Below are 13,015 nucleotides of genomic sequence, written 5' to 3'. Positions count from 1 at the left end.
AGCGGGGCGTCGCTTTTGTGTGCCGCCGTTCGCAGAAATCAACGCTCGTTCTTGAGCTTCAGGCGATAGGCGTTCTTCTTGCTGGCCACCAGCGAATCGGTGACTATCAGACTGTTGGAAAATCCCACCAGATCTTGCAGGTTGATGGCAGACAGGCTGCGGCCATCGACCCAGTCGGCATTGGCAAAGCGATGAATAGGAACTGGGTTTGCCTGTGTATATTTAGCCAGATCCACCACCGCAGCCGTCAGTTTAGCCAGTCCTCCCCTTGCATTCAGAGTCTGCGCTGACACAGTGAATTCGGTGCCCTGGTTGCTGAATTCCAGGACTGTCATGACATCCACCACGTTCCGCAACGCATTCCAGCGCTTTTCGTCGAAACTGCGCGGCTTGTTGAGTTCAAAATCATTGCCCGGCTCATCGCTGCGCAGAAATCCGACGGGACCTTCAAACAGATTGACCGGCGCCCATACCATGCCCGTCAGTAAAGGGGCCGCACTCGGGTAGCGGATTTTTCTAAGTGCGGCTTGCAGGGCCAGCTTGTTTGCGTCTGTATCCGCTATGTCGCTATCCGCTGCCTGGCTGAGGCCAACCAGCGCCTGCAAATACTGTTGCGGAATGATGTGGTGCCTGGAAAAGTTGGTTCCAACCCAGGTTGTCGCGCTGGGCATTGCTGCAGCCGGCGGATTTTTTGCGGCCAGTGCGGCATTGGCGGCATTGAGCAGCTCCGCCGACCAGTTGATTGCCGTTGGAATCGGAGGACGCCCATCAATCGGAAGGTGGATGAGGCCGGAAGTTTTTCCCGCCGCAAATGAAGACTGGCTTGCAAGCAAAAAAAACATCGCAAACATGCATTGCTGCAGCACCCTGACGGTGCGATTTCCTGACGTTGACTTCATGGAGATACCCCTTTTAAGTTGATGGAAAAATCAATGACGCCGCTCGTTTGCACGGCAGAGAAAACGTCATGAATCACAGATTAAAGGGGGAAAACAACGCCATTCCTGACCAAATCTGCTGCTTCTGCGGCCTCAGGAAAATGGTCAGAAATGGTTAGAAGAGGGATTGCACAGATTCGTATGCTTGCGTCTGAACCCGGCAGAACAGAGTCGCGGCCGATTCACAAACCCTACAACAAACTGGAGTAGTCATGGCCAATTTAACCAGCCTGGAAGATATGGTGCTTGCGATTGCCGGATCCATCATGAATGCACAGCACATGGTGGAAAAAGCACAGGTAGCAAACATTGCGTCTTTCTTTACTGATGATAAGCAACCCACCACCATCGAGCTCAAGTTACCGGCGGTACACAGCACCGCCAAGCCCGGTGACATGTTGCATTACCGCCTGCCTTTGCTGTCGCTGGTGCCGCACAGTTCGCTCATCATCGGCGAGGCAGAGATTGATCTGGACATGGAACTGGGCGCGTTTGAAGAGCAGGATCGCAGCGGCCACAACGAATCCATCATGAGTCAGACCGGCATGGCGGCGCCGGCGGGCAGAAAGGCCGGGCTCATGGTCAGCCCTGCCAGCGCAAATAACGGCTCCCGGGACAGGAATATAGCGCACATCAAATTGAAACTGCAGGCCACGGAAAAATCGGACGGGCTGGCGCGCCTGCTCAACGATGTGGTGAAAGAACAGGGTCCAACCGGACTGGTGCAGGAGTAATCAAAAAAGGAGTGCAACGTGAGTATGGATCGCTTTCGTTTAACTGAAATGCGTTTTATCAAACGCATCGTGGTTGGCAACGACAACCCGCAAAACATCCGCACCGAGGCCGAAGTCCAGGAAGCCATGGATCTGGTTAACCGCTGTTTAAGCGGCACGCCGCGCGGCTTTATCCTCAATGTGGAAAAATGCTTCGGCTTGTATAACATCGGCGAGCATCAGGTGGTGCTGCAATACGCCGTGTACCACCTTGGCTTTGCGCGCAAGCCGCTGCATCTGGACTGAGCATGACGGCCATCACCTTAACGCTGGATGTGTTTTGTGCTGAGCTGTCCCGCGTATTTGAACAAGTCAACCGCGACTTGCCTGCTATCTCTGAACAGAAAGGCGCAGATGCAACGCAAGTATTTTCGTATCGCCTGCCGCATCAGGCGACATACGAACTGCTAACCATCCCCTACGATAAATTCCACAGGAATCACGGCTATAGCTTGCAGGATTTTATTTTCAGCCTGCCCTGTTACCTGACGACCAGGAAATTCGACAAGGAATCTCAAGTGGTGCTCATGCTCCAGACGCCGAACTGGTGGCAGAAAATACGCCATCCCCACGTACTGAAGCATCTGGAAATTCAGGTCGCCAAAGATGGGACCAATCTGGCGCTAGGTCCGGGTAAAGCGATGCGGCCGAAACGCAGTCGTCGAAATTGGATCTTTCTGCTAACGGAGGATCAGCAGTCAAAATTTTCCAGCCTGATTCCGGACACTTCCTGGTGGCGTTCGTCGCAGAAAATGTGGCGCAAATTCTGGATCCGCAAGATTGAATAAATGTAGCGACCGCCTGTTGCATTACAACGATCCTGGAGTCGGTAGGATGTCAATTTAATGACGGTAGATTCCGTCATTTTTTTTGCTTAAAAAATCCGGCTCAACTTTTCTACAACTCCAATCCCCTTCTCCATTCCCCTGCTCACTTCGCGCGCCACCCAGCCGATACGACAGGAAATGTCACGAACTCATTGTTTGCCAATCCTAAGATTGTCCTGAGCGCGTCATGCGCGACTCGGCGCCAGGCTGCGGTTTTGCAGCATGGCTTTTTTCAGACCCGTCTGGGTCATTTCTAAAGGAGTAAACAATGTCTGATCTTATCGATATGGCGTCTCAGTTCAAGGGCTTGCCGATGGGCGACCTGATTGGCAGCCCATTGACTGCCGCTTGCGATGCCCAAATCAAGTTGGCGAACGCTACTGCCAATTTTATTAAGTACATCGGCTTTCTGCCGCCGGCTGCGAATGATCCAAATGGCGTAGGCGCGACGCGCACGGCGCACTTTGCGTTCACCCGGCCGATCGCCGATCCCAATGACGCCACCAAAACGATTGAAGAAAGCGTTTCTCTGGATGTGCCTTTGCTGGCAATCGTCAAGGTGCCGGCGCTGTCGATCACCAAGGTGGATATCACCTTTGACATGGAAGTGAAGTCTTCTTTCGCCTCCAAGGAATCCACCGATGCATCGGCCAAAATGTCGGCCGACATGAAGTTCGGCTGGGGCATGTTCAGCGCCACGGTGCACGTCGAAGGTTCGGTTGCAACCCACAAGGAAAACACCCGCTCATCCGACAATTCCGCCAAATACCACGTGGAAGTCTTGGCTGAAGATAACGGCATGCCGGAAGGCCTGGCACGGGTACTGGACATTCTGCAATCGTCCATCCAGCCTAGATCCAATGGCACCAAGCCAGCTGTCGCTGTCGGTCCGTAAATTTTAATGCGACTTCAAGCAAGTGAATCTGTGCACGGATTTGCTTGTTTTTCTTTCAGAGGACACTATGCCTGCCATCTCCCAAGAACAGCTTGCCAGCTTGCTGGACACCGCAGCTGACAATTCCCGAGTCACTCTTTGGCTCGATCCCATCAACGCCGCACTCACAGAATGGTCAATCGACAACACATATCGCCAGGCGGCATTCCTTGCGCAAATCCTGCACGAATCGGCACAGTTGAAAGTCCTGTCGGAGAATCTCAACTACTCGTCTGTACGGCTGCGCCAGGTATGGCCGCACCGCTTTCCGACCGACAGCGTCGCGCTCCAATATGCCAGCAATCCGGAAAAACTGGCTAGCAACGTTTACGCCAATCGACTTGGAAATGGCGACGAAGCCAGCGGCGACGGCTGGAAATATCGCGGCCGCGGCTTGATTCAACTGACCGGACGCGACAACTATGAACGCTGTGGCAAGGCATTAAAACTGGACCTGCTGGCGCAACCGGAATTATTGCAAGAACCGGCAGGCGCAGCGCGTTCAGCAGCCTGGTATTGGGCCACGGCAGGACTGAATGAGCTTGCCGATCTCAAGCCGAACGGCAATGCCAGGGATGATTTCATCAAGATCTGCCGACGCATCAACGGCGGCGATATAGGTTTGCAATCGCGATTGGACTATTGGAACAAGGCAACGCAAGTCCTTGCGCTCGGATAGCCGGTGGATTTACGGAGTGGCCTTACGCTTGGCGGCAGCGACGAACGAACATATCGCTGTCGCCTTGATGCAATGCGAATGTCGATGGTGCTCAGTGCGCAGCTGGGTAGGCGCAACTTTCTTCACGAACTGGAAATACGCTTCTCCGTTGAAAACCAGGGTCAGGTTCCTTTTATGCACCCTTCAGAGTTCACTAGAATAGCTACCCTTCATTCGCTGCCAAAGCCGCAGTGACTTGTTCAAGATATGGACCGGCAAACCGGTTCCCGTGCTTGGAGCTGCGCAAGGCCATATGCCACTGCCCAACGACTGCCCTCAGTGAGGTGGATGTTTTAGCGCGTTCAATCTGTTGAATGACGTCAGCGGCAAGCAGACCTAGATACGTGTGCGCCGTGGTGGTCATAAAATCTTTAATTTCCCTGATTTCAGTATCGTCTTGAGTCAGCGCGTTTTCTACTCGTCGCGGCGTAACATCGATTGATTCCTGCGCAGAAAACTGAGCAGGCCTAAAAGATTTCGCAACAGGAATCTCTTGCACCTTTTTGGGTTCTGCCTCGTACAAAGTAATAAAAAGATGTGTTGAGAGGACAGAAACGATATCGTCCAATTCATTCTGCGGCATCACTCCCTTGAGCGCGCCCAAATTCTTGGTGCCATCCATCACGATGAGAACGCTGCGCTGACGGGACGACAAACCAAATGTGCGCTGCGCAATTTCCTCGCGGCCTTTTGCGGTCTTGATGAAAACTGCGGACAATGAGTAAGGTCGCGACGCTGTCATACAAAGTTATCCAGATTGGATTTAAACATCGACGATAGCCGAAAGATATGACAGGGATATTTCACGACTCCAATCGCCCTGCCTACCCAGGCGCATCCAATCCGTTCCAGGCAAAGATGGCATGTCGAATGGCATACCAGAGCAGCCAGAAAAACAAACACCCCTTAAGCATCAAGGGGTTAATGGGAATATCTGGCGAAAGCGGTGAGATTCGAACTCACGAACGGGATAAACCGTCGCTAGTTTTCAAGTCTAAGGAATATTCAAATGAAATCAATTACTTAGGTAGAAATCATTTCCGCAAACCGGGAATTTCCCCAGGCTTTGCGCCCTTTATTTAAGCCATTCTTCCATTGAATGCGGAAACGATTTCGAGTCAAAATGCGCGCCCCCTTTGCTCTCATTTTTCGAAATTCGAATCCGCAAGCGATCAGGTATTGACAGTCAGCACCTGAAGTCGACGCCGCAACCTCCTGGTTTGACATCATTTCAGATGGTCAGCCAGCGCATCCGCACCTTTTTCGATGCCGGCTTTCGAGGCCGCTAACGATCCCATGCTGGCCCCCAAGCTCCAAGGACGAGGATATTGCTTAGTAACGAAGGCGCTAAGCAGGCGGTCGCTAGTCGCATCGTAGACCTCGACCGCATAGATGACAGAGCCTGTCAGCGTTCCTTCCCGGTCACGCGCGTTTTGCACCCCGTTGTAGATACCCGCGAAGATATCAAATCGTGACAGTGTCGCCAGCACCGGGGTATTGGTCTCGGCGCCGGTCAGCGTCAGTTTAAGGCGCAGTGTGTTTGGAGCCGGGTTGCGGGTGAGCGTGAAACGGGGCGCCAGCTTTTCAGTGAACTTGGTCTGCATGTAACTAGCAAGAGCATCCTTGTCTTTGTCTGCCATGTCCCCGAATTGCTGATCCGGTCCCCGGTAAATCGCGACCGGATCAATGATGATCGCGTTGTATTTCCGCCATTCCACAGGGGTCGAATAGCTATACGGAACACGTCCGGTATCGTTGTTCTGATTCGGCATCAGCTTCGATGACGACGAGATTCCTGAGTACGAATTCGGTTGCGTGGTGCTACAAGCCGTAAGTGCTATGCAGGACACTGCAATTATTGCCAGGCGACTCGCCTTGACGGATACGTACATTTCAATTCCTTTTCAGATTTTTCCGGAAGACGTTTGTCGTCACCTAGTGTTGGTATTAATAATTGCGGTAATGATTTACTCGATGACACCCAAAAGAATGGCTTTATGCATTGGGAGATCGTTGACGCCCGTTTGATTAGACGCCGCAACAGCTGCCGGCTCCGCTTTAGACTTGATGGGGCGACTCTCGCATGCGCTGGTATTAACGATAATCGCGACCAGCACGAATAAGCGGAAAAATTCATGGCGGGGACCTGGTTAGAAACGATAGATATAGCCGAGACTTACGCCAGTTTCACTGGATTGATCGACCAGCGGACTGTCTTTGATCGCGCTCCCGAAGCGGGAGGAGCGCACATCAAAGAACACGGTGTGGCGACGCGCGATGCTGTAGTCCAACCTGACACCCGCCTCGATGTTCGCGGTGGAGTTGCCCTGATAGAAGCCGCGTCCCGCACGTACTTCCGAAGTCTTCACGCCATAGTAGTAATCGACATACTTGCTGTCGACCCATTCGACTCCCAGCCTTGGTGTGACGCCAAAGGTGCCAAATGCAAAGCGGCGATTTACCTGTAACTTGGCGCGGACACCTTTGCTATACCCGGATACATCGTGCAGCACCTCGGCCGACAAGTTAGCGAACTGCGGACGCCAGATCACGGCACCACCGATCCATATGCTGCCCTTGCGATCGTCCATACCGGCCAGGAACGGCGAATCGTCTGTGTCATATCCATCACCCGCATATCGCGCCCGCAAGCGCATCGACAGATTCTCATTCGAATTGAGTTTCACATCCAGGGTTGGAACCGAGGCACTGATCCACTTGCTTTCGTATGAGATCAGCGGCAGCGGGAGCACATCTCTGTCGATGTCGCGATAGCCTTTTTTGATCACCGACACACCGCCGCCCAATGTCCATGTCGAGGCATCGGTGCTGGCGGTCTGCGCCGATGCCGACCCCCAAACCAAGACGCTTGCAAGCGCGACGATCGTCGCTGAACAGGAACGGTTGTACCTCAAGGAAAAGCGGGAAATTTGGGGCATGGAATATCCTTTCTGCTGCGCAAAAAAATGGGGAAAAAGTGGAAAATATGAGAGAAATTAAATCTTTGGCGGGAGTCCGTACGCACGTAGAAACACGTCCATCGCGCGCTCCACGGTGGCGGCGATGCGCTCGTCGTCCAGCGTGGTAAGTACATTGAGTAGACCCACCTGGTGTACCTCGGACTGGAGTAGTCCGTAGAAGTGGCAAGCCATCACATGCGGATCGGCATCACGCACTTTGCCGGCCTTGATGATGTTAGCGAAATAGTTCGCCAGATACTGCGTCGCGCGCGCCGGCCCCTGCTCGTAATACGTCTTGCCTATTTCTGGATTCACCGCCGCAGCAATCATCATGCGTCGGACGCCTAGCGATTTGGGGGTATGGAAGTTCTTCAGGATGTAGCGGCCGAATTTCGTGAGCGTGCTTTCCACGTCCTCGCCGGGGTCGAGCATCGGGTTGGGCACCGCCACTTCCGACGTCAATTCCAGGTCGGGTGCCGCACCACCGCTCTGGTGCAGCATAGCCATCATGTCGCCGCCCTGCGCGTTAGCTGAGCTTTGGACCAGCTCCATGAACAAAGTTTCCTTCGAGTCGAAGTAGCGGTACAGCGTCGCCTTCGAGCTCCCCACGCGCGCTGCGATCTCATCCATCGAGGCATGGTCAAACCCCATCTCTTGGAACACATCTCGGGCGGCAGCCAGAAAATTTTGGCGACGCGCCTCTGTTTTTACTCTTACCATCTGTAACTCCATTCGTCAGTCCATAACGAAACGATACCGTATCGTTTCGTTATGGTCAATAGGCGTTTGGAATTAATTTACTATTCCTAATATAGGATTTGTGGCCACTTGCAGACGCATGTAATGTTCGCGTAGCCCTAACGCCAATTCTCGGCTGGCCCTGCAACTGGTGGCATTGTGGGCGTCAACGGCAGCGACCTGAGCAAACGAAACGCCGGCGGGTTCTCGGTCAGAATCGACGGCAGGTCCGGGATCCTCACCTGACCAGGCGGCGTCGTACAAGCGCACAAAGCCGATATTGACAGCAAAGCGAGCGTTATCCGCTTGTGTGATGTAGATCGGCACTTGCTTTTCAATTGTTTCTCCCTTTCCGATAATGGTTTTAATGCGGTCGACATACTTGATCTGTGTTTGCGTCACGACCATCTGTTGCGCCTTGGCGATCTTGAGGGTCCGTGCGGACTGATCAGCGAGATAAGCAATGTGCTTCTCCCCTTCTACCTGCCTGCCCTTGTTATAGACGATGGTGCCGAACACTGCGGCAGCTGAAATTAACGTCAACCACCGAACCCACGCCGGCAAGCAAGATAGTGGTCAAGAGATTCATGCAATCCCCACTAGGTACGATGCCCTGCCGTTATCAAATACGGCTGTCAGTACCTGTTGACGCGGCGTTCCGTCCGATAGGCCAATATGTACCCAAGTGCCTTCATATATGAGCTGATCAAAGGCGATACCACTGACTTTGATGGCATTGGCGAGTTGTTTCGGCGTGACGCCGGAGCAATGTATGTCTGCCGCCAAGCCCAACACATGCGCGCCGTTGCTGGCACCACCAACAATCCTGTTCACCGCTGGTGAACGATAGCCACTCGATACGAAGATTGGCTTACCAACCAGGACGCGTACCAGCTCCAAGGAAAGCCAGGGTCAGAGGAAAGCCAGGGTCAGGTCTTGCAATGACACATTATTTGACGAACAGGCTTACTATTCGAGACGGCATCTGACCCTGGCTTTGCTGCCAGAACATGAAATGTGGCATTGCAAGACCTGACCTTGGCTTTATTCAAGGTGGCGCTGTTGATCGTCACATTACGCGCACGCCTGCGACGTTTCGGCTTGCTCTGTGACGCCGAAGAAGTTCTGGTTCAGGTCGGCGACGGTTTGCCCGGCAAACGTGGTCTGGCGCGACTGCACACTCACGGTGCCGCCGCTGCGCACGTCACGAATGTGGGAATTTCCCATACCAAAACAAAATCCAGTCATCAAGGACTGGATTTCGTTCAAGATACCAACTTTGGCTTGTATGCCGACCAAGTAAGACAAGCCGCCATATTTGCTCTTGCGCCGAGACTAGCGTGCAGCTTGCGGCGCTTGCTGCGGAGGTGTTTGCTCTCTGACGTAAATTTCGGCGCGACGATTAATGGCACGATTGGCCGCCGTGTCGTTGGCGACCAGAGGCTGGCTCGAACCCAGACCGTCCGACGTGATACGATTTGACGCAACGCCGCGGCTACTCAGGTAGTTGCTGACATTTTGTGCGCGCTGGCGTGACAGCGGGCCATTGATAGCATCGTTGCCGGTATTGTCTGTGTGCCCATAGACTTCAACCAGGGCCGCAGGATTTTGGGCCAGGCTGGATGCCAACTGGTCCAGAACCGGACGCAAAGTCGGATTGAGGTCTGCCTTACCGGTAGCGAAGCCGGTATCCGCAGGAATGTTCACCTTCAAACGGTTGTCAGCTGTCTGACTGACTTGCACGCCAGTTCCCTGAGTTGCCTGCTCCATGGCCTTCTTCTGAGCTTCCATGCGGTTCGACCAGATATTGCCGCCTACCGCACCGATTGCCGCACCAATCCCGGCGCCGATAGCCGTCCGTTTGGCGCCGCCAGGGCCAGCAATGCCGCCTACAAGGCCGCCCAGCACAGCGCCGGCCCCAGCCCCCATTGCAGTTCCCTTTTGCGTCTCGGACATATCAGCGCAGCCAGTTGCTGTCACGGTAACGGCCAAAACCAGAGCGCCTATTTTGAATTGATTCATGATCTATCCTCTACTATGAAATGAATGTGTTGATGCAGCTTGTTTCTAATTTTTGGAAAATTTATGGCTCATGTCGTCATGAGCTGTGCCGAAGGGATCTTCAACACTCGCCTTTTTTCTGATGTCCTGGCGGGCAATGACGACCATCCTCATCACGATCCCCGCGGCGGTCCCTATCGTGATCCCCATGATGACGTTGATGCTCTTCCCATTCACGCCGCTCCCAGTATCGGTGACCGTCGTAGTAACGATCTCCATGCCAGCCTGCCACAATCACTGGGGCCGGAGCGACAACCACTGGAGCAGGTACGCCAATATTGATGCCAACATTGACGGCTTGCGCTCCGCTGGAAAGAGCAATTCCAAGACTCATAACTGCCGTTGCGGCAAGGGAAAATTTCATAGCGTTACTCCAGAAAATCGTTATAAGAATGTTCCTGGAAAACAGCCGCAAAAAAACATACGGCTAATCATTTGTCCAGTCCATCCAAAACGAGAGGAGGAGTACTCCAGTTGACTGAGTCATCCCAGATATCGGAAGAAGACACAATTGTTAACGCTTTCCGCTCACGATATGCTTTTTCCAGCATGACGTTTTACGCTATTGTGGCTGTGTAGTTCGACCATAATCAATTTAAAAAGGAACAATATGGGTCTTATCGTTTGGTTGATAGTTGGCGCAATCGCCGGATGGCTGGCGGGAGTTGTAATGAAGGGCGGCGGCTTCGGCGTGCTGGTCGACATCATCGTCGGCATCGTCGGCGGTTTTATCGGTGGCTGGTTAGCTGGCGTATTAGGCATTCACATCGGCAGCGGGATTATCGGATCAATCATCACTGCTACCGCAGGAGCAATCATCTTGCTATTTATTCTGCGGCTTATCAAACGCGCTTGAATGAATGGCGGGGTTGAAGTTTAATTCTTTTGGAATACCCGCATGACTGTGGGTTTTCCCACTATTTTTGAAGATCTGACCGATTCGAATATTTATCCTCTGGTTGAATCGCCTGCTGTACTTTAACTGCCGATTCATCGCCGCTCCTTAGCGATGAACTGGAGTCTTCTTGGGTCAATATATTGACTCCCTCATCGAGTTGGCGACGCACCCAACTGACCTCACTCTGCGACAACTGACGAACTTCGACCTGCGCCATACCGCTATGGATAAAACCTAGCTGTTTCGCCGCAGCGTAGGAGACATCGAGAATTCGTTTTCCACGATACGGCCCGCGATCGGTCACCTTGAGCAACGCTACCTTGTTGTTGCGGATATTACGCACCAGTATCCAACTGAGCAGCGGCAGACTCGGATGCGCCGCAGTCATCGAATACATATTGAAGCGTTCTCCGTCCGCCGATTTGCGACCATGAAAGCCCGGACCATACCAAGAGGCTGTGCCACGCTGGGCAATGGTGCCGACATCGGAGCGCAGGTGCATACCCTCATCAAGATGAAAATTTTGATTGGACGGTACTGCTTGCTCGGGCAGCAGGTACCGACCATTGGATATATCAGGCGCTGACGGCGATATCGATTCGCCGGAAAAAGACGAATGAGAGACGGCGTCCGAATCAGGAGACGGCTTGTCGATTCCCGGCACATCTTCCGACACTGAGACTCCCTGTACGGAAAGTGGGACCGAGATCGTGTCAGCCCTGGCGGGGATGACGGCACAAGCGACCAGAAATGAAATGAGAAAGCCGACAATCATGAATGGCGGCCAAAACGAGCAAGCCCCTGGAGTACTATCAAGAGGCTGACCTGACATTATTTCTTCTTTTTATTCACGGTATCTTTGAATCCCTTACCGGCTGCAAATTTCACAGTTTTGGCGGCAGCAATCTTAATCTCTTCGCCCGTACGTGGATTGCGGCCAACGCGTGCGGCACGCTTGCCTGCGGAAAACGAACCGAATCCGATCAATTGCACCGTATCGTCTTTGGTCACCGCCTTGACCACTTGGTTAATGACGGAATCCAATACGCGTTGCGCACCGACTTTCGAGATTTCTGCATCCGCAGCAATGGCGTCGATCAATTCAGTTTTGTTCATCGCGTTACTCCCTTTAAAAAATTGCGATTTATAAATGCAAGCAATTTATGCCCATTAAATTGAGCGTCATAATTTGACGCACAGTCTATTGCAATGCGATGAAGGAACGCTGATCAAAAAGGAGATTTTTCAATTGTTTACATTGTTGCGTCAACACATTCCCACCGCTCACGTTACTGGAGCATGCAGGAAATGCCTGCATATAAATATCAAAGGATGGATACACCATGAAAAAGCTGATCTCCGCCGTCGCTATCGCAACTTTTGCCATCGGCACTGCATATGCGCAAATGCCGGCCAAAGCCGACGTCAATACAATGGCCAATGGTGCAGTCGACGCAGCTAAAACCTCGGCAACCACAACCGCTAAAACGGCAGCCACGAACACCGCAAACAATGTAACGTCAGCGGCTGCCGCTAAAGTAGATGCCAAAACATCTTCCCTTGGTGCTTTGCCAGCTAGCGTTGGCACCTTGCCAGCGAGTACTCCTACTCCTGCTCAGAAGGCCGTGGTCAATGACAAGCCAGCGACAGTCCATTCACATAAAAAGCATGCAAAGAAACATCACAAACAACCAGCTGCTGCTACCGCGAAAAAAGCAGCATAACCATAAAAATTCACTGATATGAAAAAAGGCCCTGCAGCATTGCAGGGCCTTTTTTACATCGCCGGCCAAATCATAAGTCGATCAAAAAAATGGCCGATCGAAAAACCAGAGTCAGATACCGTCTTGAATGGCAAGACCTCGTATTACTCAAAAGAATCATACCAAAAAATCAGTCTTAAAAATGTCCGCAACCTTGCCACGTGGGATACCGCGGAGCGTGCATCATTGCTGGGGGTTCCGCCATAAGGCTCAGCCGGAAAGGCTTACGCAGCACGCATCTTCATGCGGAAGCACAGCTTGCATTTCCTACTTGTTTGAGTTTCCTACTCCTCCACGATATAATTACAAGGTTACGTGCGCCATAAAATGTCCACAGAAAGTAGCTCGGATTTGCTGGAGCAGGACCAAAACGTGTGTTTATGCGAATAGCTGCGCGAACTGCTA

The 13,015-nt window shown here is 52.6% G+C and carries 19 protein-coding genes; 7 read left to right on the top strand and 12 right to left on the bottom strand.

Going from position 1 to position 13,015, the window contains the following annotated elements:
- Positions 1-38: 38 nt before the first annotated feature.
- Positions 39-899, bottom strand: coding sequence for a hypothetical protein (locus V8G57_RS02240; protein WP_342828003.1), 861 nt, complete (start codon positions 897-899; stop codon positions 39-41).
- 251 nt (positions 900-1,150) lie between these two features.
- Here V8G57_RS02240 and V8G57_RS02235 point away from each other — a divergent pair, with 251 nt between their 5' ends.
- The 5 genes from V8G57_RS02235 (at position 1,151) to V8G57_RS02215 (ending at position 4,151) form a co-directional block, all read left to right on the top strand.
- Positions 1,151-1,672, top strand: a complete 522-nt coding sequence (locus V8G57_RS02235) for a DUF2589 domain-containing protein (protein ID WP_092392244.1) — start codon at positions 1,151-1,153, stop codon at positions 1,670-1,672.
- Positions 1,673-1,720: 48 nt separating this feature from the next.
- On the top strand, positions 1,721-1,957 hold the full coding sequence (locus V8G57_RS02230) for a hypothetical protein (protein WP_342828002.1): 237 nt from the start codon (positions 1,721-1,723) through the stop codon (positions 1,955-1,957).
- A 2-nt stretch (positions 1,958-1,959) separates the two neighbouring features.
- Positions 1,960-2,499 carry a hypothetical protein gene (locus tag V8G57_RS02225; RefSeq protein ID WP_342828001.1) on the top strand — a complete coding sequence of 180 codons (540 nt, stop codon included), beginning with the start codon at positions 1,960-1,962 and terminating at the stop codon, positions 2,497-2,499.
- Between the two features lie 352 nt (positions 2,500-2,851).
- Positions 2,852-3,433, top strand: coding sequence for a DUF2589 domain-containing protein (locus V8G57_RS02220; protein ID WP_092392716.1), 582 nt, complete (start codon positions 2,852-2,854; stop codon positions 3,431-3,433).
- Between the two features lie 67 nt (positions 3,434-3,500).
- Positions 3,501-4,151 (top strand): glycoside hydrolase family 19 protein, encoded by a 651-nt coding sequence (locus V8G57_RS02215; RefSeq protein ID WP_342828000.1) that lies wholly within the window; start codon positions 3,501-3,503, stop codon positions 4,149-4,151.
- Positions 4,152-4,353: 202 nt separating this feature from the next.
- On the opposite strand, the gene V8G57_RS02210 is transcribed toward V8G57_RS02215, so the two are convergent.
- The 9 genes from V8G57_RS02210 to V8G57_RS02170 all read right to left on the bottom strand — a co-directional run bounded on the left by V8G57_RS02210 (position 4,354) and on the right by V8G57_RS02170 (position 10,313).
- Positions 4,354-4,932, bottom strand: a complete 579-nt coding sequence (locus V8G57_RS02210; RefSeq protein WP_342827999.1) for a hypothetical protein — start codon at positions 4,930-4,932, stop codon at positions 4,354-4,356.
- A 484-nt stretch (positions 4,933-5,416) separates the two neighbouring features.
- The gene (locus V8G57_RS02205; RefSeq protein ID WP_342827998.1) at positions 5,417-6,082 is read right to left on the bottom strand and encodes a DUF3313 domain-containing protein; all 666 of its coding nucleotides are present in this window, start codon (positions 6,080-6,082) and stop codon (positions 5,417-5,419) included.
- Between the two features lie 258 nt (positions 6,083-6,340).
- Positions 6,341-7,129 (bottom strand): MipA/OmpV family protein, encoded by a 789-nt coding sequence (locus tag V8G57_RS02200; RefSeq protein WP_342827997.1) that lies wholly within the window; start codon positions 7,127-7,129, stop codon positions 6,341-6,343.
- Between the two features lie 57 nt (positions 7,130-7,186).
- Positions 7,187-7,870 (bottom strand): TetR/AcrR family transcriptional regulator, encoded by a 684-nt coding sequence (locus V8G57_RS02195; RefSeq protein WP_342827996.1) that lies wholly within the window; start codon positions 7,868-7,870, stop codon positions 7,187-7,189.
- Positions 7,871-7,942: 72 nt separating this feature from the next.
- On the bottom strand, positions 7,943-8,431 hold the full coding sequence (locus tag V8G57_RS02190; protein ID WP_342827995.1) for a hypothetical protein: 489 nt from the start codon (positions 8,429-8,431) through the stop codon (positions 7,943-7,945).
- Between the two features lie 42 nt (positions 8,432-8,473).
- Complete coding sequence (locus V8G57_RS02185; RefSeq protein WP_342827994.1) at positions 8,474-8,788, bottom strand: D-Ala-D-Ala carboxypeptidase family metallohydrolase; 315 nt, start codon at positions 8,786-8,788, stop codon at positions 8,474-8,476.
- A gap of 174 nt (positions 8,789-8,962) precedes the next feature.
- Positions 8,963-9,115 carry a hypothetical protein gene (locus V8G57_RS02180; protein WP_342827993.1) on the bottom strand — a complete coding sequence of 51 codons (153 nt, stop codon included), beginning with the start codon at positions 9,113-9,115 and terminating at the stop codon, positions 8,963-8,965.
- Between the two features lie 108 nt (positions 9,116-9,223).
- Positions 9,224-9,910 (bottom strand): YiaD family glycine zipper/OmpA-like lipoprotein, encoded by a 687-nt coding sequence (locus V8G57_RS02175; RefSeq protein WP_342827992.1) that lies wholly within the window; start codon positions 9,908-9,910, stop codon positions 9,224-9,226.
- A gap of 100 nt (positions 9,911-10,010) precedes the next feature.
- The gene (locus V8G57_RS02170) at positions 10,011-10,313 is read right to left on the bottom strand and encodes a hypothetical protein (RefSeq protein WP_342827991.1); all 303 of its coding nucleotides are present in this window, start codon (positions 10,311-10,313) and stop codon (positions 10,011-10,013) included.
- Positions 10,314-10,559: 246 nt separating this feature from the next.
- On the opposite strand from V8G57_RS02170, the gene V8G57_RS02165 reads away from it, so the two are divergent.
- Positions 10,560-10,805 carry a GlsB/YeaQ/YmgE family stress response membrane protein gene (locus V8G57_RS02165; protein ID WP_342827990.1) on the top strand — a complete coding sequence of 82 codons (246 nt, stop codon included), beginning with the start codon at positions 10,560-10,562 and terminating at the stop codon, positions 10,803-10,805.
- 61 nt (positions 10,806-10,866) lie between these two features.
- Here V8G57_RS02165 and V8G57_RS02160 read toward each other — a convergent pair whose 3' ends face one another.
- Together V8G57_RS02160 and V8G57_RS02155 are read right to left on the bottom strand one after the other, a co-directional pair.
- Positions 10,867-11,622 (bottom strand): septal ring lytic transglycosylase RlpA family protein, encoded by a 756-nt coding sequence (locus V8G57_RS02160; RefSeq protein ID WP_342827989.1) that lies wholly within the window; start codon positions 11,620-11,622, stop codon positions 10,867-10,869.
- 56 nt (positions 11,623-11,678) lie between these two features.
- Positions 11,679-11,963 (bottom strand): HU family DNA-binding protein, encoded by a 285-nt coding sequence (locus V8G57_RS02155; protein WP_342827988.1) that lies wholly within the window; start codon positions 11,961-11,963, stop codon positions 11,679-11,681.
- Positions 11,964-12,190: 227 nt separating this feature from the next.
- Between V8G57_RS02155 and V8G57_RS02150 the strand changes: the two genes are divergently transcribed.
- The gene (locus tag V8G57_RS02150; protein WP_342827987.1) at positions 12,191-12,571 is read left to right on the top strand and encodes a hypothetical protein; all 381 of its coding nucleotides are present in this window, start codon (positions 12,191-12,193) and stop codon (positions 12,569-12,571) included.
- Positions 12,572-13,015 lie beyond the last annotated feature (444 nt).

The sequence above is a fragment of the Collimonas rhizosphaerae genome, from assembly GCF_038896935.1.
Taxonomy (GTDB): domain Bacteria; phylum Pseudomonadota; class Gammaproteobacteria; order Burkholderiales; family Burkholderiaceae_D; genus Collimonas; species Collimonas rhizosphaerae.
This window is presented reverse-complemented; position numbering and strand designations above follow the sequence as displayed.